A 22,649-nucleotide genomic window follows, 5' to 3' on the forward strand; every position below is an offset into this window, starting at 1 on the left:
ATGAGTGCGCATGCATCTTGTATCTATGATGTGCGCATCATGAGTCCCGCCGATACGGCCACCAAGCCGCCCCCTGCCGCCGAACGCGTCTACCACCACGTCAAACAAGCCGTCCTCGGCCGCCGCTACGAGGGCGGCACACTGCTGAGCGAGGGCGAACTCGCGGACGCCGTCGGGGTCTCCCGCACGCCCGTCCGGGAGGCCCTGCTGCGCCTGGAGGCCGAGGGGCTGCTGAAGCTCTATCCGAAGAAGGGCGCCCTGGTGCTGCCCGTCTCCTCCCAGGAGATCGCGGACGTGGTCGAGACCCGGCTGCTGGTGGAGCAGCACGCGGTCGCCAAGGTCGTCCCGGCCGGGGGGCGGCTGCTGGCCCGGCTCGAGGAGCTGCTGGAGGAGCAGCGGATGCACGCCGCGGCCGGGGACCTGGCCGCCTTCGCGGCCGCCGACCGCTGCTTCCACGCGGAGATCGTCCGGGCGGCCGGAAACGCCATCCTGGCCCAGCTCTACGACCAGCTGAGGGACCGCCAGCTGCGGATGGGCGTGGCCACCATGCACGCCGAGCCCGACCGCATCGCCAAGAACATCACCGAGCACACCGAGATCCTCCGGGCCCTGCGCGCCGGCGACGCCGCCTTCGCGGCCGGGTTGGTGCAGCGCCACATCAGCTGGGTGAACAACCTCGCCCGGGGTGAGGTGCGATGACCTCGGCCCAGTTGCCCGGGGATCCGCCCGGCGGCCGTCGTGCCGTCGCCGTATGGGGCCTGGGCGTCGCCGTCTACTTCGTCGCCATCACCTATCGCACCAGCCTCGGCGTCGCCGGTATCGACGCCGCCGAGCGCTTCCACATCAACTCCTCGGCGCTGTCCACCTTCTCCATCCTCCAGGTGCTGGTCTACGCCGGGATGCAGATACCGGTCGGGCTCATGGTCGACCGTCTCGGCACCCGTAAGGTGCTCATGCTCGGCGTACTGCTCTTCACCCTGGGGCAGTTCGGCTTCGCGCTCTCCCACTCCTACGGCATGGCCCTGGCCTCCCGGGCGCTGCTCGGCTGCGGTGACGCGATGACCTTCATCAGCGTGCTGCGGCTCGGCTCGCGCTGGTTCCCGGCCCGCCGGGGGCCGCTCATCGCCCAGGTCGCCGCGCTCTTCGGCATGGCGGGCAACCTGATCTCCACGCTGGTGATCGCCCGCGCGCTGCACGGCGCCGGCTGGACCACGACCTTCGCGGGCAGCGCGCTCGGCGGCGTGGTCGTCTTCGTCCTGGTGCTGCTCTTCCTCAAGGACCACCCGAAGGGCTTCGAGCCCGCGCCCGTCACCCATATGGGCGCCGACTACGTCCGCCGGCAGATCGCGGTCGCCTGGCGCGAGCCCGGCACCCGGCTCGGCATGTGGGTGCACTTCACCACCCAGTTCCCGGCGATGGTCTTCCTGCTGCTGTGGGGGATGCCGTTCCTGGTCGAGGCGGAGGGGCTGTCCCGGGCGACCGCGGGTCAGCTGCTGACCCTCGTGGTGCTGTCCAACATGGCGGTCGGTCTGGTCTACGGGCAGGTCATCGCCCGGCACCACGCCGCCCGCGGCCCGCTGGCCCTCGGTACGGTCGGCGCCACCGCGCTGCTGTGGGGCACCGTGCTGCTCTGGCCGTCCGACCACGCGCCGATGTGGCTGCTGGTGAGCCTGTGCGTGGTGCTCGGCGCCTGCGGGCCCGCGTCGATGATCGGCTTCGACTTCGCCCGGCCCGCCAACCCGCCCGAGCGGATGGGCACCGCCTCCGGGATCGTCAACATGGGCGGTTTCACGGCCTCGATGACCACACTGCTGGCCGTCGGCGTACTGCTGGACCTGACGGGTGAGAACTTCCGGATCGCGTTCGCCTCGGTGTTCGTGCTCCAGGCGCTCGGCGTCGTCCAGATCCTGCGGCTGCGCGGACGGGCGCACCGCCGCGAGCGCGAGCGCGTGGTGGCGAGCCGCGTCGAGGCGGTGCACGTACCTGCGTGACCCCCGGGGGCGTCACGGCGTGACCCTCCAGGGCCGTTACGCCGTGGCCCCCGAGGGGCTTACGGCGTGATCGCGAAATGTCCGAGAATCGCCTCGGCCAGCTGCTGGTCGCCCTCGATCTTCAGCCGCCCCGAGACCGCCTCGGGCCGCACCCGCCCACAGGCCAGCCGGACGTAGGTCTCCCAGTCCAGGGTGACGGTGACCGTCGGCCCGAGCGAGACGCTGCCGTCGATGGTGCCTCTGCCGTCGGGGCCGACCCGGACCGTCCGCATGAACTCCATCGGGCCGTGCACATCGAAGACGACGGCCGACTGGGGCGCCGCGCCCGCGTCCTTGGCGACCACCTTCGGCAGCGCGGACAGCAGCAGGTCACGGGTGATCGAGGCGCCCGGCGAGTCCAGGTTGCCGGGCCTGTTGAGGGCCCGGCGCAGATCCTGCTCATGCACCCAGGCGTCGAAGGCCCGCCGCGTCAGGGCCTCCCCCAGCGTCACCTCGGTGCCACCGGGCCATCGCACCATGGTCTCCGGGGAGCGCTTCTCGTTCCGCAGCTGACGGCCCCGCCGGATGATGGTGTACTCCAGCTCGGAGGTCATCTCGGGCGCGGTGTGGCAGCGCCGGACATCGACCTGGACCTCCATGTAACGCGACAGCTCGTTGGTGACGTGGTAGAGGTCGCGCGGCAGGCTGTGGATGGGGCGGGGATCGCCGAGCATCTCGCATTCAAGTCCGATTACATGAGAAACGACGTCCCGCACCGACCATCCCGGGCACTCGGTGGGGCGGTTCCACTCGCTCTCCGCTAGCGGGTTGACCAACTCCGTTATCGCGTCGATGGAGTGGGTCCAGGCGTCGATGGAGGTCTGAAGGCTGGGATGGACGGTCACGGGACCCCTCGGGCGGTTGGTGCGCGGGCTGGGTGCTGGTGTGTGCGTTCAAGTTACGCTGCCCACGAGCGCACGGGCAGTGCTTTCGGGTCTGATCGTAGGCCCGGTTCGGCGGCTGACAGCCTGCCCGCGATGGTAGTGTGCGCCCGCCTCGCCCTTATCTCCGGACAGACTCGTGCACAACGGGCGAATGCCCTCGGGGGGTGGGGGAATGGCGCGACCGGGACTGCTGTTTCATGGTGATATGGCTTCACGTGCACGCGTCCGCGCCCCCGAGCTGATCGGCCGGGGCGGCTGGCTCAATACCGGCGGTAACGACCTCACCCTCGCCGATCTGCGAGGCCGCATCGTCATTCTCGACTTCTGGACGTTCTGCTGTGTGAACTGCCTGCATGTCCTGGACGAGCTGCGCGAGCTGGAGGAGAAGCACCGCGACACCGTGGTGATCGTCGGGGTGCACTCGCCGAAGTTCGTCCACGAGGCCGAGCATCAGGCGGTCGTGGACGCCGTCGAGCGCTACGAGGTGCACCACCCGGTCCTCGACGACCCCGAGCTGGCCACCTGGAAGCAGTACGCGGTACGGGCCTGGCCCACCCTCGTGGTCATCGACCCCGAGGGCTATGTGGTCGCCCAGCACGCGGGCGAGGGCCACGCCCACGCCCTGGAGACCCTCGTGGCGCAGCTGGAGGCCGACCACGCCGCCAAGGGCACCCTGCGGCGCGGCGACGCCCCGTATGTGCCGCCGGAGCCGGTCCCCACCGAGCTGCGCTTCCCCGGTAAGGCGCTGCGGCTGCCCGGCGGCACCTTCCTCGTCTCCGACACCACCCGACATCAGCTGGTGGAGCTCGCGGCGGACGGCGAGAGCGTGGTGCGCCGGATCGGCGCGGGCGAGCGCGGCCTCGACGACGGCCCGAGCGGGCGGGCCCGCTTCAGCGAGCCCCAGGGACTCGCCCCGCTCCCCGACGGCACCGTGGCCGTCGCCGACACCGTGAACCACGCGCTGCGCCGCTTCGACCCCGCCACCGGCGAGGTCACCACGCTCGCCGGGACCGGCCGCCAGTGGTGGCAGGGGTCGCGCACCGAGGGGCCCGCCCGCGAGGTCGACCTGTCCTCCCCCTGGGACCTGGCCTGGTTCGCCGACCGGCTGTGGATCGCCATGGCGGGCGTCCACCAGCTGTGGACCTACGACCCGGAGGCCGGGACCGTACGGGCCGCCGCCGGGACCACCAACGAGGGCCTGGTCGACGGCCCCGCCGAGCAGGCGTGGTTCGCCCAGCCCTCCGGGCTCGCCGCGGCCGGCGACCGGCTGTGGGTCGCGGACTCCGAGACCTCCGCGGTGCGCTATGTGGAGCGCGACCCTCAGGGGGCTGCCGACGGCTTCGTGGTCCGTACCGCCGTCGGCACCGGGCTCTTCGACTTCGGCCACCGGGACGGCCCAGCCGATCAGGCGCTGCTCCAGCACCCGTTGGGCGTCACCGCGCTGCCGGACGGCTCGGTGGCCATCTCGGACACCTACAACCACGCGCTGCGCCGCTACGACCCGGCCACCGGCGAGGTCTCCACGCTCGCCACCGATCTGCGCGAGCCCTCCGGCGCGGTCCTGGCCGACGGGGACATCGTCGTGGTGGAGTCCGCCCGGCACCGGCTGACCCGGCTGCGGCTGCCGGAGGAGGCCGTAAGGGTCGAGTCGGTGGCCCACCGCACCCAGCGCGCCGCGACCGACATCGCCCCGGGGACGCTCCGGCTCGACGTGGTCTTCCAGGCGCCCGATGGCCAGAAGCTGGACACCCGCTACGGCCCCTCCACCCGGCTGCTGATCAGTTCCACCCCGCCCGAGCTGCTGGCCGGGGGCGACGGCGCGGGCACGGATCTGAGTCGTGAGCTCGTCCTTACGGCGGGCGTGACCGAGGGCGTGCTGCATGTCTCGGCCATGGCCGCCTCCTGTGACGATGACCTTTCCAACGAGTACCCGGCCTGCCATGTGCACCAGCAGGACTGGGGCGTCCCGGTGCGCGTCACCGAGGGCGGCGCGACCCGGCTGCCGCTGGTGCTCGCCGGAATGGACGGCTGAGACGACCGGCGGTCAGTCGGGGCAGTTGGGCAGCGTGGAGTACTGCACCTGGTCCTGGCGGATGCGGATGCCCGGCACCCACATCCGCTTGCCGCCCTTGGAGACGCGGAACCACATGCTGCTGTGCCCGCCCGCCTCGTCGGTCACCGTGACGCCGTTGGCGATGCGGCAGTCGGCGTGCAGCACGTCGTCGTGCCAGGCCCGGCCCACGATGTTCGACGGGCGGTAGGCCACGTACGGATCCTCGGCCAGGCCCAGGGAGCATTCGCGGACGCGTTTGTGCCGGCAGGACTGCTCGGCGTTGTAGACGGTGATCCGGGCGTCGCCCAGGGGCGAGGAGCCCGCCGCGCCGCCCGTGGACCCGTCGTCGCCGGAGGACTGTAAGGCGATGACACCGGCCGTGGCCCCGGCGATGACGACGACCGTGCCCGCGGCCGCGAGCGCCAGCCGCGTCCGGCGCCGGGACGGCCGGTCCCGCGGGGGCTCCTCCCGGGGCGGCGGGGCGGCCGCCCCGGGCCGCTCCGGCACCGTCCCGCCGGGGGCTGCCGCGGCGGCCTCGGCCTCGGTGGCCCGGTGCAGCAGGGTCACCAGTTCGGGCAGCCGGTCCTCGGCGGTGAAGGAGAGCTTGCCCCACTGGATCAGGAGCCGCTCGTCGGGGAGGCTCTGGCCGCGCAGATAGCGGGAGAGGGAGGAGCGGCTCGCCGGCAGCCGCCCCTCCAGTTCCTTCAGACTGAGTCCCAGTTCGCCGTGCATCCGGCGCAGTGCGGTGACGAATTCCCGTACCGGGCCGGAGAGTTCCTCGGGAAGCGGGGCGAGTGGCTTTCGTCGTGGGTTCTCTGGGCGATTCGGTAGCGCTGGCACATACACCATTGCAGCACGAGGATCATGAACATGCCGAGCGGCACGTCCACACCCCCGAGGTGGACGTGCCGCTCGTTACGGAACCGGGTCGCCGGACGCGTCAGTCCGTGAACTTCAGCGGCCGGTAGGGCTTGTACTCGCTGCCCGGCTCCAGTCCATAGCGGCGGGTCGTGTGATCCGTCCCGAAGTCGCCGCGCTGCTCGTAGGAGGTGTACGAGGTGTGGCCGGCGTCGTTCCACTTCTCGAACATCACGACATGCCGGGTGTTGTTGTCACCGGAGGCGTCGATCAGCAGATCCCCGGGCCGCAGGTCGCCCAGGGCGATCGGCTTGGTGATGCTGGAACTGGTGAGGCCCATGGTGTTGGTGCCGGGTGCCCGCAGGCCCAGCGCCATGGAGACGTAGCCCGAGCAGTCCTGGCGGTAGCCGTCCTTCCAGACCTTGGCCTGGCTATAGGGCACCCGGCCGCCGTTGTCGGCGGTCAGCCAGGTGGCGGCCCGCTGGAGCGCCTCGGCGCGGGTGCCGCCGGTCTGCGGCGGCTTCGGCGGCTCACCGCCGCCGTTCTGCACCGGGACCCCGGGCAGGGAGTCCTCCGGGATGTCCACCGCGACCACGGTCACGAAGCCGCCCACCGGCCCGGTGATATGGGCCATGTAGGTCGAGCAGGCGCCGTCCTCGCAGACCTTGTTGCCGGTGTTGACCTGGTAGTCGGCGGTGATGCGGTCCTGGCCCGGGGCGGTCTTGTTGAGCATGCCGACGGACGGGGAGTTGGTGTCGGCGCTCTGGTGGACCACCCAGCGCGTGCCCCAGGTGGGGAAGTCGGCGGTGGCCGCGGCCTTGGTGCCGAACTCCCCCGTGGTGGTCTTCAGCTCGAGCGCGGAGTCCCCGGCCCTGGCCTTGGTGTCGCGGCTCGTCACGCTCTTCTCGGCGACCTTCCCGCCCTTCCCCGCCTTGGCGTCGTGGCCCGCCGTGTCGTCCCCGCCGGAGCAGCCCACGAGCCCGGTGGCGCCGATGCCCGCCGCGGCGACCGCGGGGAGCACCTTGCGCAGGAGGGTCCGGCGTCGGCTCGCGCTGATGGAGTGCGTCATGTCTGTCCCCCTTGTGAGGGCGTCGACGGGCGTCGGCGCCGCTCGGTCGAGGCCGCGGCGTCCGTCCGCCGCGGCGACGGACACCACTGTGGGCCGCGGCGCCGGGGATTTCGGGCGCCGAGCCGTCCTCTGGGACGTCCCATCCGGGCACACCCCTGACGACCTGCCAAGACGCCTACGGAATGGGCCAGGAGCGGGACGGGAACGGCCGTGCCGTGGGACATGACGAGACGGCCCCCGCCGGGGCGGGGGCCGTCCGGGGCAGGTAACCGGGGGGAGTCGGCTACCTGTCCGGCTGAGGGGCTCGGGGTCGAGCGGTCACCGGAGCGGAGGGTGAGGGGTCACCAGAGCAGGGCGTCGGACGCGTCGCTCTGCCAGTAGCCGACCTCCGCCCCGTCGCCGATCTCCACCGAGTCGCCGGGGAGGTCCACGGCGCGGCGGCTGTCCTCGCCGGGGAGGGAGACGGTCAGCCCGGTGGCCTTGTGGGTGTCGGCTGCCGGGGCGTCCGCCGTGGAGGTGGTGAGGCCCGCGTAGCCGCTCTCGCCGGGCGCCAGCGTGACGACCGTCTGGGGCCGGGTGTCCGCGGCCTCCGGCACGGCCGACCGCGCGTCGTCGAACCGCGCCAGGGGGAAGCCGATGAGACGGCAGGTCACCCCGGACTGGTTGGTGATCTCCAGCAGCAGATGGTTGGCCGGCCGGGGGACGGAGGTGACGCCCACCGACATCGTGTCGAGACGGCAGGCGCCGGCGTTCTCCTCGGTGCCGCTCTCGGCCCGCAGACCGCCCTGGGCCCCGGCGTCGGCCCCGCCCGCCACCGTCCCCCGCGCGGCCTGCCGGGTGTCGTCGGGCTGCCCGCCGAGGTCGTCCTCGTGCACGGCGGGGAGGGCCACGCTGTCCGCCGCGCCGGCCGTCTTCACGCCCGACGCGTCGGCGGTGCCGCACGCCGCGAGGGTGATGCCCGCGGCGACGACCGTCAATCCGGCCGCCACCGAGCGCAGCGTGCCGGCGCGGTGGGCGAGGCGAGCGGTGGTGAGCGGCATGGCGGGTCTCCCCTCAGCGGGTGTTCTGGCGTCTTCCGGTACGGCTCAAGCCTGTCCGGACCCGCTGCCGTTCGGCTGGTGCACGGCTGCCGCCCGCTAACGCCCCGCTAACGCCCCGCTGTTCACCCCTGCTCAGCCCCCCTGTGACGGATCGCCTGAGGCACCGCCGGGGGTGTTGCCGCGTCCGCTCTCGTCGCCCTGGGCGAAGAGCTTCACCAGGTCGCTCATGACGTAGCGGTTGGTGGCCTCCTCGTCCAGCAGATGCATCTCCGCCAGCCGCTCCAGGGAGTCCTGGATCAGCTCCGGGTCCGCCCCCGACAGCGCGGCCGCCTCCGCGGTGTTGACCTCCCGCGCGAAACCGGCGCCCAGGGCCCGCAGCAGCTGTGCGTCGTCCGCCGAGAGCCGGGCCACCGAGTTGCGCAGCGCGGCGGCCACTCCGGTGTCCTCCGCCGACAGCAGCGCCAGCCGGCGCCGCTCGTCGCGCAGCGCGGCGGCCAGCCGGGCCAGCCGCCAGCGCGGCCGGGCCATCAGCTGGGCGGAGGCGGCGCGCAGCGCCAGCGGCAGTCCGTCGCACAGCGCCACCAGCTCCCGTGCGGCCTCCGGGTCCTCGGCGACCCGGGCGGGCCCCAGCAGCCCGCCCAGCAGGGCCACCCCGTCCTCGGGGCCGAGGGCGTGCAGCCGTACGGGGCGGGCGGCGTCGGTGGCGATCAGCCCGTCCAGCCTGCTGCGGCTGGTGACCAGCGTGGCGCAGTGGGGTCCGCCGGGCAGCAGCGGGCGCACCTGGGCGGAGCTGCCCGCGTTGTCCAGCACCACCAGCAGGCGGCGGCGGGCCGCCAGCGAGCGGTACAGCGCGGAGGCGGCCTCGGGCGAGGTGGGGATCTGCTCGGCCGGGGTGCCCAGGGCGAGCAGGAAGTCGCGCAGCACCTCGTCGGGCACCACCGCCTCGCCGCCGCTGAAGCCGCGCAGATCCGCGAAGAGCCGTCCGTCGGGGAAGGCGGCGGCGTGGGCGTGGCCCCAGTGGACCGCCAGACCGGTCTTGCCGACCCCGGCGGGCCCGCTGAGCAGTGCGATACCGCCCTCCTGGGGGTAGCCGGAGCCGGCTGCCGCGCCGCCCTGGGCCGGTTCCGCGGTGCCCAGGGCCAGCCGGGTCAGCTCGGCCAGCTCCGCGCCCCGGCCGTGGAAGCCCGCCGGGGGCCGGGGGAGCAGCTCGGGCGCGGGCGCCGAGGCGGCCGCGGACAGCGGATGCGACGGGGCCGACGCCACCGGCTGGGCGCCCGGCTGCCCCGCGGGGCCCGGCGCTCCGGCGGCCTCGGCGCCGCCGCGCGGCCCGTCCGCCGCGGGGGCCGCCCGCAGGATCTCCTGATAGGCGGCGCTCAGCCGCTGGCCCGGGTCGACGCCCAGGTCGTCGTCGAGCAGCTGCCGGGTGCGGTGGAACCAGGCGATCGCGTCGGACTGCCGCCCGGAGCGGTACAGCGCCAGCATCAGGGCGGCGATCAGCCCCTCGCGCAGCGGGTTGGCGACGGCGGCGGGGTGCAGGGCGCGCACCGCCTGCTCATGTTCGCCCAGCGCCTCGTGCGCCCGTGCCAGGGCCTCCACGGCGCTCAGCCGCCGCTCCTCCAGGGCGTGCGCGGCGGCCGCGAACGGCGGGCTGGCCACGGTCCCGGTGAGCGCAGGCCCGCGCCACAGGCCGAGCGCCTGGCGGAGCAGCTGGACGGCCTCGCCGGGGGCGGACTCCGGGCTGGCCTGGGCGGTCAGCTGGTCGAAGCGCTGGGTGTCGATCAGGGCGTCGGGGATGCGCAGCAGATAGGCGGAGCTGTGGGTGGTCAGCTCGACGCCGTGGTGCTCGGCGCCGCCCTCGGCCAGGGCGGCGCGGAGCCGGGAGACATGGCCCTGGATGACGGTGCGGGCGTGGGCGGGCGGCTCGTCCTCCCACAGGCTGGATATCAACTGCTCCATGGACACCGTCGCGTTGGGCCGCAGCAGCAGCATCGCCAGCACGCTGCGCCGTTTGGCGGGCCCCAGGGGAAGCTCGACGGATGCTGCCGGCGGCCCCGCGGTGACGGTCACCGGGCCCAGCAGGGAGAAGTCCAACTCAGCCCTCCAGAAAGGCGTGCAGCGCCTTGGCCAGCAGCCGGGGGTCCTGTGCTCCGCACAGTTCCCGCGCCGAGTGCATGGACAGGATCGCGATGCCGATGTCGACGGTGGCGATGCCGTGCCGGGCGGCCGTGATCGGGCCGATCGTGGTGCCGCACGGCATCGAGTTGTGGGAGACGAAGCTCTGCCAGGGGACCCCGGCGCGCTCGCAGGCGGCGGCGAAGACGGCTCTCCCGGCGCCGTCGGTGGCATATCTCTGGTTGACGTTCACCTTCAGGATCGGGCCGCCGTTGGGCCGGGGGTGGTGGCCCGGCTCATGGCGCTCGGCGTAGTTGGGGTGCACGGCGTGGCCGGTGTCGGAGGAGAGGCAGACGGTGCCCGCGAAGGCGCGGGCCCGGTCCTCGTACGCGCCGCCGCGGGCGAAGACCGAACGCTCCAGCACGGTGCCGAGCAGCGGGCCGTCGGCGCCGGTGTCGGACTGGCTGCCGTTCTCCTCGTGGTCGAAGGCGGCCAGTACGGGGATGTAGGGCAGCTCCTGGCGCGCGGCGGCGGCGATGAGCGCGGCCGTACCGGCGTGTACGGACACCAGGTTGTCCATCCGGGGACCGGCGACCAGCTCGCGGTCCCGGCCGAGGTAGGCGGGCGGCTCGACGCTGTGGGTCATCAGGTCCCAGCCGGCGATCTCCTCGGCCGCAACCCCGGTCGCCTCGGCGACGAAGCGGAGCAGGTCGCCCTCCTCGACGCCGCCGAGCCCCCAGATGGGCGTCATATGGCGCTGCTTGTCCAGCTTGAGGCCCTCGGTGTTCACCGATCGGTCCAGGTGGACGGCGAGCTGGGGCACTCTCAGCAGCGGCCGGTCGACGGTGACGAGGTGGTGTGAGCCGTCCCGGAGGGTGATCCGGCCGGAGAGCCCGAGGTCGCGGTCGAGCCAGGTGTTGAGCAGCACTCCGCCGTAGACCTCGACGGCGATCTGGCGCCAGCCGTGCGCACCGGTGTCGGGAATCGGCTTGACCCGCAAATTGGGAGAGTCGGTGTGAGCGCCCACAATTCGGTACGGAGTGGCGGGCTCCGCCCCCTCCGGTACGTACCAGGCGATGATCGCGCCGCCCCGCAGTACGAACCGTCCACCGGCCGTGCCGTCCCAGGGCGCGGTCTCCTCGATCCGCCGGAACCCGGCCTTCTCCAGCCGCTCGGCGGCGCTCGCCACGGCGTGGTACGGCGAAGGGCTGGCGCGGAGAAAGGACATCAGGTCATCGGTGTGGCCGCGGTCGATGCCGGGTTGTGCGCTCATGTGCTCAGCATAGATTCGCCGGGGGGCGGCTCGCCCTGGTACGGGTCGCGGCATCCATCCGTGGGGCCACGTTGATCCAATCTGATGAAAGCACGTCAGTTAAGGCGAGAAGTCGGGCGAATCGGTCGATATTCCCCGTGACCGAGCAACGTCGCACTGAGTCGTAACTCGAGGGGATACCGGATGCGCGTTCTTCGACACCTGCTTGTCGTCCTGGGGTCGCTGCTGCTGCTGTGCGCCGGCGGACCGGCCATGGCCAAGCCCGTCACGGACTTCACCGCGGCGCCGGCCCCCGTGGCCGCCCCGGAGCCGGCGGCCGCGCCCTCGCCCGGCCCGCGTCCGGGCGGCGGCGGGGACGGTGAGGGCAAGGGCCACCCTCCCTCCTGTCCCACGAAGGACCGCATCGGGGGGACCAACACCGCGCCCAATCCTCCGCTCGACCGCTACTACCAGGGTGACTGGCGGCTCGGACCCGCTCAGCTCCCCCGCTACGGCGCGATCGGGGAGATGCTCGAAGGCTACGAACGGCTCGACCACTTCTCCAGCTCCTACGCGTTCCTCGACTGCTACTGGAACGAGCGGACCAACGGCTGGTGGTTCCCGTACCCCGACGGCTGGGTCCTCCTCAACGACTCACCCCTGCACACCACGGTCAGGCTGAAGGTCGGTCAGAAGGTCGACCTCTTCGGAAGCGGTTTCGGCCACTTCCTCGCCCCGGCGGGCACGCCCTACGCGGAGCGCGCGTTGCCGCCCAGCAACCTCAACACCCTCGACCCGGCGTATCCGAACGGTTATCACCTCTATGAGGTCACCCAGTCCTTCCTGGTCGAGGCCGGTCCCATCCGCTCCTGGTTCGGTCAACCCGGCTTCGGTCTCCAGTATCTGACCGGGCCTTCGATCCCCCAATTGGTCGCCTCCGGTAATCTCCGCCCGCTCAACTGAGACCCTGGAGCGGTGGACAGAACGGAACTCGTCCGGACCCTCCGCGACGAGCAGGTGCCGGACGCGCTGTACGACATCCCGGGAGTGCGGGACATCCCGGTGCAGCCGGACGCGTACTACTACCTCAGACCCGCCCCGGACGGCGGCTGGGAGACCGGGCTCAGGGAGCGCTCCCTGGACCGGGACACCAGCCGGTTCGCCACCGAGGACGAGGCGTGCCGGGATCTGCTGGAGAAGCTCAGGGCCCGCCCCCGCCCGCCGGAGGCCGGGGGCGAGACGCTCGAGGAGCTGCTCGCGCAGGGCGAGGAGCTCAGGCGGTGGGCCCGGGAAGAGGTGGAACGGGCCCTGCGGGAGCGGCCGCCCGGCGACCAGGAACGGTGACGACATGACACGCGCACGGGCCAGGGGGCCGGCCGCCCCGCTGGAGGATGGGCCGGCCGGCCCCCTGGACGATGTGCGAGGAGCCCTCAGAACGCGGACTCGTCCAGGTCCATCAGCCCCTTGTCGACCGACTCGGCCAGCGAGCGCTGCATCGAGACGCCCGGCAGCACCTCATGGGCGAAGAACTTCGCGGCCGCGATCTTGCCCTCGTAGAAGGAGCGGTCCTTCGAGGAGGCGGTGCCCAGCTTCTCGGTGGCCACGGCCGCGCCCTTGAGGAGCAGATAGCCGATGATCACGTCGCCGGACGCCAGCAGCAGCCGGGTGGAGTTGAGCCCGACCCGGTAGATCGAGCTGATGTCCTGCTCGGTGGCGGCCAGGTCGGTGAGCATCGTGCCGACGATCGCCTCCAGGTCCACCGCGGCCTGGGCCAGCTGGTCGCGGGCGGCCTCCAGCTCCTTGCCCCCGGCGGCCTCGGCGAGGAACTTCTTGATCTCCTCCGAGACGACGGTCAGCGCCTGGCCCTGGTCCCGGACGATCTTGCGGAAGAAGTAGTCCTGGCCCTGGATGGCGGTGGTGCCCTCGTAGAGCGTGTCGATCTTGGCGTCCCGGATGTACTGCTCCAGCGGGTACTCCTGGAGGTAGCCGGAGCCGCCGATGGTCTGGAGGGACTGCGCCAGCTGCTCGTACGCCTTCTCCGAGCCGTAGCCCTTGACGATGGGCAGCAGCAGGTCGTTGAGGCGGTTCGCGGCGGAGGCGTCCTCGCCCGCGGCCTCCTTGATCAGGATCTCGTCCTGGACGGTGGCGGTGTACAGCACCAGCGCGCGCAGGCCCTCCGCGTACGCCTTCTGCGTCATCAGCGAGCGGCGCACATCCGGGTGGTGGGTGATGGTGACGCGCGGGGCGCTCTTGTCGGTGAAGGCCGCCAGGTCCGGGCCCTGGACGCGCTCCTTGGCGTACTCCAGGGCGTTGAGGTAGCCGGTGGAGAGGGTGGCCATGGCCTTGGTGCCGACCATCATCCGGGCGAACTCGATGATCTTGAACATCTGGCGGATGCCGTCGTGCTTCTCGCCCAGCAGCCAGCCCTTGGCCGGGCCGTCGGCGCCGAAGGTCAGCTCACAGGTGTTGGAGCCCCGCAGGCCCATCTTGTGCTCGACATTGGTGGCGTACACGCCGTTGCGCTCGCCGAGCTCACCGGTCTCCCAGTCGAAGTCGTACTTGGGGACGATGAACAGCGACAGGCCCTTGGTGCCGGGGCCGGCGCCCTCGGGCCGGGCCAGCACGAAGTGGATGATGTTGTCGGAGAGGTCGTGCTCACCGGAGGTGATGAACCGCTTCACACCCTCGATGTGCCAGCTGCCGTCCTCCTGCCGGGTCGCCTTGGTGCGGCCCGCGCCGACGTCGGAGCCCGCGTCCGGCTCGGTCAGCACCATGGTGGAGCCCCACTGCTCGTCCACCATCAGCTGGGCGATCTTCAGTTGCTCCTCGGTGCCCTCGTCGTACAGCACACCCGCGAAGGCCGGGCCCGAGGCATACATCCAGATCGGGGTGTTGGCGCCGAGGATGGACTCGGCCGAGGCCCACAGCAGCGAGCGGGGGCAGGCCGTGCCGCCGAGCGCCTCCGGGACGCCCAGCCGCCACCACTCGGCCTCCATGTAGGCCCGGTAGCTCTTCTTGAACGACTCGGGGAGCGGCGCCGTGTGGGTCTTGGGGTCGTAGACGGGCGGGTTCCGGTCGGAGTCGGCGTAGCTCGCGGCCAGCTCGTGCTCGGAGAGCCGGGATATCTCGGAGAGCACGCTCTTGGCGGTCTCGACGTCCATCTCCGCGAACGGGCCGGTGCCGTACACCGTGTCGCGCCCGAGCACCTCGAAGAGGTTGAACTCGATGTCGCGGAGATTCGACTTGTAGTGCCCCATGGCGACGGCTCCGTAAGGATCGGGAGGCCAGGACCTCTGCGTTGACGCGTATCGGATCAGCTGTCCACATGATGCTACCCGTGGGTAATAAAGGGCAACCCTCAACCGGGTAACTGTGACTCAGTACGCTTCTGCGCATGTACGGCTACGACCAGAACGCGAGCGCAGGGCAGGGCTATGCCGCCCCGCCGCCTCCGCCGCAACAGCAGCCGCATGCGTCACATCACACGGCGGGTGCGGGCTACGGCCAGCAGCCGCTCTACCCGGAGCCCTCGCCGCCGTCGCTCGCCGACGCGGTGCGTGCCTTCACCACCGGTTCGATGTCGGCCGAGGACTTCCAGCAGATCTTCGCGGGGTCGAAGGTCTACTGCCCGCGCGGTGACAACCCCGGCTTCCTGGCGCTGCACAACACCCAGCAGCCGGTGATCCCCATGTTCACCTCGCTCAAGGAGTTGCGGAGGTACGCGGGCAAGGAGTCCAAGTACTTCGTGATCACCGGCGCCGAGGTGATCGACCTGCTGCCCACCGGCTACGGCTTCGTCCTCGACATGGAGGGCGAGCACCGGATCGTCTTCGATGCGAAGGCGGTGGAACAGATGGTCGATTTCGCTATGCGGCGTATGTACGGATAGATCGGTATACGTCCGGAAAACACCGTTCGCCGCGTAAGGCGCTCGGGTGGAAATAAAGGCCCCCTTGCGGGTCGTTCAGCGTTCAATTAAGTTGAATGGTGAACGACCGAGGAGGCCGTCATGCCCGCAGTGACCGTAGAGAACCCGCTGACCCTGCCGCCCGTCGCGGCACCCGCCGAGGCACGACAGCGCCCCGTCCTCGCCGTCACGACCGCTCCCAGCGGTTTCGAGGGCGAGGGCTTCCCTGTGCGCCGGGCCTTCGCCGGTATCGACTACAAGCACCTCGACCCGTTCATCATGATGGACCAGATGGGTGAGGTGGAGTACGCGCCGGGTGAGCCCAAGGGCACCCCCTGGCACCCCCACCGCGGCTTCGAGACCGTCACGTACATCATCGACGGGATCTTCGACCACCAGGACTCCAACGGCGGTGGCGGCACCATCACCAACGGTGACACCCAGTGGATGACGGCCGGGGCCGGTCTGCTCCACATCGAGGCGCCGCCGGAGCACCTGGTCGTGTCCGGCGGCCTCTTCCACGGCCTCCAGCTGTGGGTGAACCTGCCGAAGAAGGACAAGCTGATGCCGCCGCGCTACCAGGACATCCGCGGTGGCCAGGTCCGGCTGCTCACCTCCCCGGACGGCGGCGCGCTGCTGCGCGTCATCGCCGGTGAGCTGGACGGTCACGACGGGCCCGGCATCACGCACACCCCGATCACGATGGTGCACGCGACGCTGGCGCCGGGCGCCGGGATCAACCTGCCCTGGCGTGAGGACTTCAACGGCCTCGCGTATGTGCTCGCGGGCCGCGGCACCGTCGGCACCGAGCACCGCCCGGTCCACCTCGGCCAGACCGCGGTCTTCGGCCCCGGCTCCGCGCTGACCGTGCGCGCGGACGAGAAGCAGGACTCCCATACGCCGGACCTGGAAGTCGTCCTCCTCGGCGGCCGGCCGATCCGTGAGCCCATGGCGCACTACGGGCCGTTCGTGATGAACACCCGCGCGGAGCTCCAGCAGGCGTTCGAGGACTTCCAGAAGGGCCGGCTCGGCACGATCCCCGCGGTGCACGGGATGTCCGAGGGCGAAAATCCCGAGGGCGGCGAGGGCGGAATATAAGGCTCGTCGGGAAGAAAGGCCCGCCGGGAAGAAAAGCGAACGAGCCCCGTCCGGATATGGACGGGGCTCGTCGGCGCTTACGGGCGGATCACCCGCTTTCAGCGTTGTGTGGCTGTCTCAGTGTTGCCTGGCATGACGCTTCCGGGTCGCGAACGCGAATGCCGCGCCCGAACCGAGCAGCAGGGCACTGAGGGAGGCGATCTTCAGCAGGCCGGACGTACCCGTGTTGGCCAGTGAACCACCGCCTCCGCCTCCGCCACCCTGGGGGCCCGGATTGTTGGGCGGCTCGGACGCGGGCGGCTCATGGGTCGGCGGCTCATGGCTCGGTGGCTCGGAGTTCGGCGGCTCGGACGACGGCGGAGTGGGCGTCGGCGTGGGAGTCGGCGGTGCCTCCTCGGGGATGTACACGCCGGCGTCGATCGTGTGATCGACCTCTCCCGGCTTGTCCGGCGCCGTGACAGGTGCCTGTCCGTCGCACAGCCGCCCGGTCCTCGGCGGGGTCACATTGGAGTCATGTGCCCGGTTGTCACCGGCCCGCGGGAGCGTGAACCGCAGCTCGGTGGCCGGCGGCTGGCTCGGCACCTTGGCGGTGTCCGCGGTACACACATCGAACTCCACCGTGTACTTCGCACCCGGCTCGAGCTCGTAGTCGGCGCCGACTCCACCGAAGTAGTACTCGCCGGCGGCATCGGTCTTGGTCGTGGCGACCTGCTTGCCATCGGCGTCCAACAGGTTGATCGTCGCGTCCGGCAGCGGCACCTCGTTGGCACCCTCGGGATCCTGGATCCCATTGTGGTCGCCGTCGAACCACACCCGGTTGCCGATCTGGATCGGCGCGTTCGCCGCCTCATAGGCGATATCGCCGAGCCCACCGGCCTTACCGAACCCGCCTTGTTCCCGGCTGACGAACTGGAACCCGTTGGCCTTCGGGTTGTTGCCCGGGCCCTGGCCGGTGGTGATGTTGTGGTACCCGGTCCCTGAGGTCGCGACGTCGGCGACCGGGTCGAACTCCGTGCTGACGACCCACTGCTGCTGCGGGATATAGGCCACCGACCCCAGCGCGGTCTCCTGGTGCGCGTTGGCGTAGGAGTCGCCCGGGAAGTATTCGACGACATCGGCGGGCTGGCCGCCACTGTTGGCGGGGGTGGCGTGGTTGGGGCAGCTCCCGGTGCCTTCCCACTGGTATTCACCGGTGGGAGTGGCGCAGACCATGGTGATGTCACCACCGGACATGCCGTTTTCCGCCGTGTCGTTCCCCGGGCGGGGGTCCAGCCCTCCCCAACTGAGCACGTCCATGAACCGGTCGCGGAAACCCAGGATCATCGAGCCGTCGCGGGCGAAGGCGAGGGAGGCCAGCTCCGGCTGCGGATCGCCGAAGACGTTGCCCGACTTCCGGTCGTCCCACGTGTCCAGGCTGGTGTTCCACGGGTTCCAGTGGGTGACCTTGTCGCCGGAACCGAAGACGCTGCCGCGCTTGTCCGTGAGCTGGTGGCTCAGCACCTCGGTGAACCGCTCACCGTCGTACGTGTAGACGACGGCTTTCAGGTCTTCGCGCTGCTGTGTGCTCTCCGCGCTGCACACGCCGCCGACGTAGAGCTTGTTGTCGTGGACCTGAAGACCGAACGGCCGCCAGTCGCCGGGGCTCGCGCAGCCCGGGTCCGGGATGCGCACCGTCGCCTCGGGTGCGGATGCCGTGGTACCAGTCGCGTCGAAGCTGACCAGGCGCCGGGTCAGCAGGTTCACCGCGTACAGCGTCGAGCCGTCCTCGGACAGGGCCAGGCCGCCGATGCTCTCCTTCCCCGGCGCATTGGTGAATCCGGCGTCCTTGATCATGTTGGTGGCGTCGTGCGGCGTCACCGCGGCGCCCGGCACCTGAGCAAACAGGGTCGGCGTCCCACCGTCGGTCGGCGTGGTGTAGATCGCGCCACCGCCGCCCGGCCCGTACGGGGTGTACCGCCGGGCGAACGCGCCCTGGAAGATCCGCTTCTGGTACTTGTCGTAGGCCAGCGCGAACGTCGTGCCCACCTGGTCCTGCGTGTTGACGACGGTCGGGCACTCCGTATCGCCAGGACACGTACCTCGTTTGTCCGTCCCGAACGCCACCAGTGCCCGGGTGTCCTGCCCGTTGGCAGCGCTCTGGACCGGCACGAAATACCGCGAGTCCGGCAGTGTGTAGTCGGCCGGGTTCCAGACCCCGGTGATGACCGAGTCGTCCTTGCCGTCCGACACGTCCACGAACGTCGTGAAGCTGTCGAAGTGGTTCTCCGCCGTCGAGGCCGGTGCCGCCCGCAGATACTTGTCGTACGGCGCCGGGATGGTGACGTCGACGCGGTACTGGCCGCCGGTCAGTTCGGCCGACTTCGAGACCACCACCTTTCCGGTGGCATCCGTGGTGCCGGAGACCCGATGGCCGGCGGGGTCGGTCACCTCAACCTTCATGCCTCGCTGTGGCACGTCCATGGTCGTGTTGATCACGCCGGTGCCGAAGAAATCCCGCAGCACCTCGACGGTCAGGGTGCCGTCGCCAGTGGAAGCGGTGGCCGTCCCGGCCGTCGCGCCCATGGCGCCACCCGACAGCAGGAGAACAGACAAGCCCACTCGAGCCAGTGGACCCGTACTCTTCCCGGCTGTTCGGCGTAATCTTCTACACACTTTTCGCACAGCCATCACACTCCCCTCGTGATGTGAGCCGAACGCACATCGGCCATGAAAAAGAGCCCACCACTGTTTCGGTGGACCCGGTCGTTCTCGGTCGTTCTGGAGGATGTGACGAATTCAGGGACTCGGGAGTGCCTTCCCCAGGCCAGTCGCACTCGTCCTCGCTTCCCCACATGGAAACAGCACAAGAGTCTGAATAGTCATCCTGAACCGCCCTACCAGGGACGATACTGTACCGGGTGGCCGCCAAGATCGGGGGTAGAGCAGAGGGTGAATGAGCGGACGAAATTAGCAATGCGCAGGGTGCGGAGCACGAGAATCAAGAAAAGTCTCCCGCGGCGCCCGGCCGGCCGCCGCCGATGGCTACGGCCACGCTGGGTGGCAGTCGCCATCGGCGGTGTGGCGGTCGCGGTGGCCGCGTTCCTGGCCATCGGCAGCGGCTCCGCCCCCAGCGGTCCAAAGGCATTGACGTCGGATCAGGCGAACCTTCTGGCGGTCACGCGGTTCCGCAACTACCAGGCGGGCGGGCGCGCGGTGACGATCAACGTGCCGAACACCGCCGGCGGGCTGACCGTCACCGGATCCATCGACTACCGCGGCAAGATCGGTTACGGCGTGGTGCGTGGCACCGGGCGCGATACGTCCAGCGACGGGCTGATCGAGTGGACGGCCACCACCGTGTTCGTCCACCCGATGGCGAACACCCCGGCGAAGGCACCGGCATGGCCGCCGGAGTCGGGCTGGTACCGCCGTCCGCTCCAGAACTACGGCAGTTCGCTGGACAGTTCGCTGGCCATCGCGCTGAAGCTCGGCAGCGACCGGCCGGAGAACGCCGAACTGCTGCCGCAGAACGGTGCCGCCTGGGTCGGGCAGGACCGGCTGGACGGCCATCAGGTGGACATCATGACCGGGCCGAGCGCCCGTACCAGGTCCGGTACGCCGGGTGCCGTGCGCTACTGGATCGGCTCGGACGGCACCATGTACCGGGTTCGCGTCGGCGTGGCTTCCGCATCGCGGCCGGTGGTCATCGATTTCGACACCCAGAAGTACGTTCCGGTCCGGCCGGTACCGGGAGCCACTCCGGCGCGGTAGCCGCCGCTCAGGACGTCCGCACCCGCGCGTCCGCGGCGAGCAGTGCCGCCGACGGCAGCCGGATGTCCGCCGTTTCCGGTAGCGCCGGAACGGCCGGAACAGCGGTGGCGCCCGTGGTGGTGGCCTTCGGGAACTGCGGCTGTGGTCCGGGCGCCGCCACCTCGGTGAACGGGATACCGCCGGGCGGCGTCGGCTTCGCCCAGGTGCCGGCCGGCGAGGCCGACCGGGCGGGACGCGGGCAGGACGCGGTGGTCGCGAGCCGGGCGGGCACCGTCGTGCGCAGCTCGTTGCCGCGCAGGCAGTTGCCCCGTCCCTTGGTGGCGGTGGGGAACGTCCAGCCGACGTCAACGCTGTTGGCGGCGAAGGTGTTGTCCAGGATCCGGTTGCCGTCCGGCGAAATGTCGGCGGTCGCGGTGATCACCAGCCCGGCGTTGCTGTTGCCGGTGATCCGGTTGCGGATGAACTGGTTGTCGGTGCCGCCGTCGACGCCGATGCCGATGCCCCATCCGCCGTCGGCCTGTTCGGGGGTGGCCGACTGCTGGTTGGCCGCGATCAGGTTGCCCGCGATGACGGCATCCCGCTGCGGGAGCAATTTCTCCTGGTGGTCGGAGTTGGTGGTGAGTCCGACCCGGTTACCGGCGAGGCGGTTGCCGACCACATACATGTCGCCACTGGCATTGGTGCCTTCGTAACCGACCGCGTTGAGTTCGGCGATGTTGTCCCGCACCACGATGCGACAGGGCTTGCACTGCCCGACATAGATCCCCGAGTCGGCCGAGCCCGAGGTGTACGAGTGCTCGATGACGCCGTTCTGCGCGGAGAACGCGTAGATGCCGTACAGCCCGTTGCGGGTCGCTGTCACGTGGGAGACCAGGAACGACTTCAGGAAGGTGACGGGCTCATCGCCGGTGTCGTAGCCGCCGGACTGCCCCGGCGCTCCGGCGGCCGCCTTCGCCGAGCCGGTGACCAGGACCCCGTTCTGCGTGTTGTTCTCCACGGTCAGGTTCTCCACGGCCACCCCGGGAGCGGCGACGACAATGCCGTTCGGCTGCCGTAACCGCCCGTCGATGACCACCTTGCCCCGGGACTCGCCGCGAAGAGTGATACGAGCCGTGGAGATCTTCACCGACTCGTGGTATTTGCCCGGCGCGACCAGCACGAGATCGCCGGGCCGGGCCAGGGACACCGCGGCCGAGATCGTCGGGGCGTCACCCGGCACCTTGATCGTCACGTGCTCACCGGACGGTCGCCGGCCGTCGTCCGATCCGTCATCGCCTCCGCCGCAACCGACCAGTACGGGTGCCAGGGTTCCGAGCACCGCGGCGATCAGGCGAAGACGGAGACGAGGCATGGCCCCATCCTGGCACGGCGCGGGCCAAGTCGCAGACGCCGATGCGGATATGGCACAGTTCACACTGTGTGCCAAGCCGACTCCCGCCCGTCACGCCGCACGTTTCTCGGTGCCACCGGCACCGTGACCGCCGTCGGCCTCTCCGCCGGGTGCCAATCGCGTTCCGCCCCGCCGGACCGGGACGACGCCCCCGCGCCGACCCCGCCGGTGTCACCAACGGGCCGCTACCAGGCGGGCATCACGCTTCCCCAGCCGGCCCAGCGGAACCTGCTGGCCGTGGTGGCCGACCTCGTTGACGCCGTGTCCGTCCGTCCGCTGCTGGCCGAACTCGGCGAGGCCGTCCGCACCCTGGTCGCGGGGACCGACGCACGGCTGATGGGCCTGGAGCCGGGCGATCTGACGGTGACGATCGGGGTGGGCCCCCGGCTGGTGCGCGAGGTCGATCCCGCCCTGCCCGGCGCGAAGGACCTCCCACGGTTCTCCCGCGAACGGATCGCCTCCCGGGCACGCGGCGGCGATCTGCTGATACAGATCTGCGCCGACGACGCCTTGGTGATACCGGTCGTGGCCGCCGCGCTTGTCGAGCAGGCCGGTGACCGGATACGGGAACGCTGGCGGCAGTCCGGGGTCCGCGGTTCGAATGTGCGGGTGGATCGGGGCGTCACCGCGCCACGAAACCCCTTCGGCTTCATCGACGGCATCGTGGGCCCCCATACGAGGGCCGAACAACGACGCGACCTGTGGTTGGCCGGGCCGGCTCCGGTCGCCCACGGCACCCTCGCCGTACTACGGCGTATGGAAGTCGACCTGCCGCGGTTCGCCAAGCTGTCCGTCGCCGAACAGGAAGCGGTCTTCGGCCGCCGCCGGGCCACCGGCGTACCCCTCTCCGGCGGCACCATCGCCTCCGGCCCGGACCTCGGCGCCAAAACGCCGGACGGGCGCTACCTCGTCCCTGCGGACGCCCACGCCCGCAGGGCACACGCCACGGCGGTCGGCGTCGGCCTCATGCTCCGTCGCTCCTACAGCTTCGACGGACCCACTCCCGGCCTGCTCTTCATGAGCTTCCAGAACGACATACGGACGTTCACCAACACCCTCACCCGTATGGACAATTCCGACGCCCTGCTGGAATACACGACCACGACCGCCAGTGCGACCTTCCTGATCCTTCCTGGTTTCGACGAACAACACCCGCTCGGTTCCCGGCTCTTCCGCTGAATGCGCTCCGCGGGAAGTGCCCCGATG

At 70.9% G+C, this 22,649-nt stretch carries 18 protein-coding genes; 9 read left to right on the top strand and 9 right to left on the bottom strand.

Annotation, left to right across the window (positions count from 1 at the left end):
* Positions 1-39: 39 nt before the first annotated feature.
* Positions 40-699: a GntR family transcriptional regulator gene (locus tag NQU54_RS11430; protein ID WP_257630952.1), complete on the top strand. Its 660-nt coding sequence runs from the start codon at positions 40-42 to the stop codon at positions 697-699.
* Positions 696-1,991, top strand: a complete 1,296-nt coding sequence (locus NQU54_RS11435; protein WP_257630953.1) for an MFS transporter — start codon at positions 696-698, stop codon at positions 1,989-1,991. The genes NQU54_RS11430 and NQU54_RS11435 overlap by 4 nt, the downstream gene beginning before the upstream one ends.
* Positions 1,992-2,050: 59 nt before the next feature.
* Here NQU54_RS11435 and NQU54_RS11440 read toward each other — a convergent pair whose 3' ends face one another.
* Entirely contained in the window at positions 2,051-2,875 is an 825-nt protein-coding gene (locus NQU54_RS11440; protein WP_257630954.1) for a maleylpyruvate isomerase family mycothiol-dependent enzyme, read from the bottom strand.
* Between the two features lie 244 nt (positions 2,876-3,119).
* On the opposite strand from NQU54_RS11440, the gene NQU54_RS11445 reads away from it, so the two are divergent.
* Positions 3,120-4,946 carry an NHL domain-containing thioredoxin family protein gene (locus NQU54_RS11445; RefSeq protein WP_257630955.1) on the top strand — a complete coding sequence of 609 codons (1,827 nt, stop codon included), beginning with the start codon at positions 3,120-3,122 and terminating at the stop codon, positions 4,944-4,946.
* A 12-nt stretch (positions 4,947-4,958) separates the two neighbouring features.
* Here the strand turns inward: NQU54_RS11445 and NQU54_RS11450 are convergent, their stop codons facing one another.
* The 5 genes from NQU54_RS11450 to NQU54_RS11470 form a co-directional block, all read right to left on the bottom strand.
* Positions 4,959-5,816 carry a helix-turn-helix domain-containing protein gene (locus NQU54_RS11450; RefSeq protein WP_257630956.1) on the bottom strand — a complete coding sequence of 286 codons (858 nt, stop codon included), beginning with the start codon at positions 5,814-5,816 and terminating at the stop codon, positions 4,959-4,961.
* Between the two features lie 91 nt (positions 5,817-5,907).
* Positions 5,908-6,894 (bottom strand): NlpC/P60 family protein, encoded by a 987-nt coding sequence (locus NQU54_RS11455; RefSeq protein WP_257630957.1) that lies wholly within the window; start codon positions 6,892-6,894, stop codon positions 5,908-5,910.
* A 341-nt stretch (positions 6,895-7,235) separates the two neighbouring features.
* The gene (locus NQU54_RS11460; protein WP_257630958.1) at positions 7,236-7,934 is read right to left on the bottom strand and encodes a DUF4232 domain-containing protein; all 699 of its coding nucleotides are present in this window, start codon (positions 7,932-7,934) and stop codon (positions 7,236-7,238) included.
* A gap of 132 nt (positions 7,935-8,066) precedes the next feature.
* On the bottom strand, positions 8,067-10,025 hold the full coding sequence (locus NQU54_RS11465; RefSeq protein WP_257630959.1) for an AfsR/SARP family transcriptional regulator: 1,959 nt from the start codon (positions 10,023-10,025) through the stop codon (positions 8,067-8,069).
* Between the two features lies 1 nt (position 10,026).
* Entirely contained in the window at positions 10,027-11,319 is a 1,293-nt protein-coding gene (locus NQU54_RS11470; protein WP_257630960.1) for a M18 family aminopeptidase, read from the bottom strand.
* A gap of 183 nt (positions 11,320-11,502) precedes the next feature.
* Between NQU54_RS11470 and NQU54_RS11475 the strand changes: the two genes are divergently transcribed.
* Positions 11,503-12,261, top strand: a complete 759-nt coding sequence (locus tag NQU54_RS11475) for a TNT domain-containing protein (RefSeq protein ID WP_257630961.1) — start codon at positions 11,503-11,505, stop codon at positions 12,259-12,261.
* 12 nt (positions 12,262-12,273) lie between these two features.
* Positions 12,274-12,642: a hypothetical protein gene (locus NQU54_RS11480; RefSeq protein WP_167502431.1), complete on the top strand. Its 369-nt coding sequence runs from the start codon at positions 12,274-12,276 to the stop codon at positions 12,640-12,642.
* Positions 12,643-12,728: 86 nt separating this feature from the next.
* Here NQU54_RS11480 and NQU54_RS11485 read toward each other — a convergent pair whose 3' ends face one another.
* Entirely contained in the window at positions 12,729-14,555 is a 1,827-nt protein-coding gene (locus NQU54_RS11485) for an acyl-CoA dehydrogenase (RefSeq protein ID WP_257630962.1), read from the bottom strand.
* A gap of 137 nt (positions 14,556-14,692) precedes the next feature.
* On the opposite strand from NQU54_RS11485, the gene NQU54_RS11490 reads away from it, so the two are divergent.
* Together NQU54_RS11490 and NQU54_RS11495 are read left to right on the top strand one after the other, a co-directional pair.
* On the top strand, positions 14,693-15,187 hold the full coding sequence (locus NQU54_RS11490; protein ID WP_069860325.1) for an SseB family protein: 495 nt from the start codon (positions 14,693-14,695) through the stop codon (positions 15,185-15,187).
* A 120-nt stretch (positions 15,188-15,307) separates the two neighbouring features.
* Positions 15,308-16,303: a pirin family protein gene (locus NQU54_RS11495; protein WP_257630963.1), complete on the top strand. Its 996-nt coding sequence runs from the start codon at positions 15,308-15,310 to the stop codon at positions 16,301-16,303.
* A 117-nt stretch (positions 16,304-16,420) separates the two neighbouring features.
* Here the strand turns inward: NQU54_RS11495 and NQU54_RS11500 are convergent, their stop codons facing one another.
* Positions 16,421-18,865, bottom strand: coding sequence for an SdrD B-like domain-containing protein (locus NQU54_RS11500; RefSeq protein ID WP_257631007.1), 2,445 nt, complete (start codon positions 18,863-18,865; stop codon positions 16,421-16,423).
* 507 nt (positions 18,866-19,372) lie between these two features.
* Between NQU54_RS11500 and NQU54_RS11505 the strand changes: the two genes are divergently transcribed.
* Positions 19,373-20,053, top strand: a complete 681-nt coding sequence (locus NQU54_RS11505) for a hypothetical protein (protein ID WP_257631008.1) — start codon at positions 19,373-19,375, stop codon at positions 20,051-20,053.
* 7 nt (positions 20,054-20,060) lie between these two features.
* Here the strand turns inward: NQU54_RS11505 and NQU54_RS11510 are convergent, their stop codons facing one another.
* The gene (locus NQU54_RS11510; protein WP_257630964.1) at positions 20,061-21,404 is read right to left on the bottom strand and encodes a right-handed parallel beta-helix repeat-containing protein; all 1,344 of its coding nucleotides are present in this window, start codon (positions 21,402-21,404) and stop codon (positions 20,061-20,063) included.
* Between the two features lie 66 nt (positions 21,405-21,470).
* Between NQU54_RS11510 and NQU54_RS11515 the strand changes: the two genes are divergently transcribed.
* Positions 21,471-22,622, top strand: coding sequence for a Dyp-type peroxidase (locus NQU54_RS11515; protein WP_257630965.1), 1,152 nt, complete (start codon positions 21,471-21,473; stop codon positions 22,620-22,622).
* Positions 22,623-22,649: the final 27 nt, after the last annotated feature.

The organism is Streptomyces malaysiensis subsp. samsunensis (assembly GCF_024519315.1).
Taxonomy (GTDB): domain Bacteria; phylum Actinomycetota; class Actinomycetes; order Streptomycetales; family Streptomycetaceae; genus Streptomyces; species Streptomyces malaysiensis.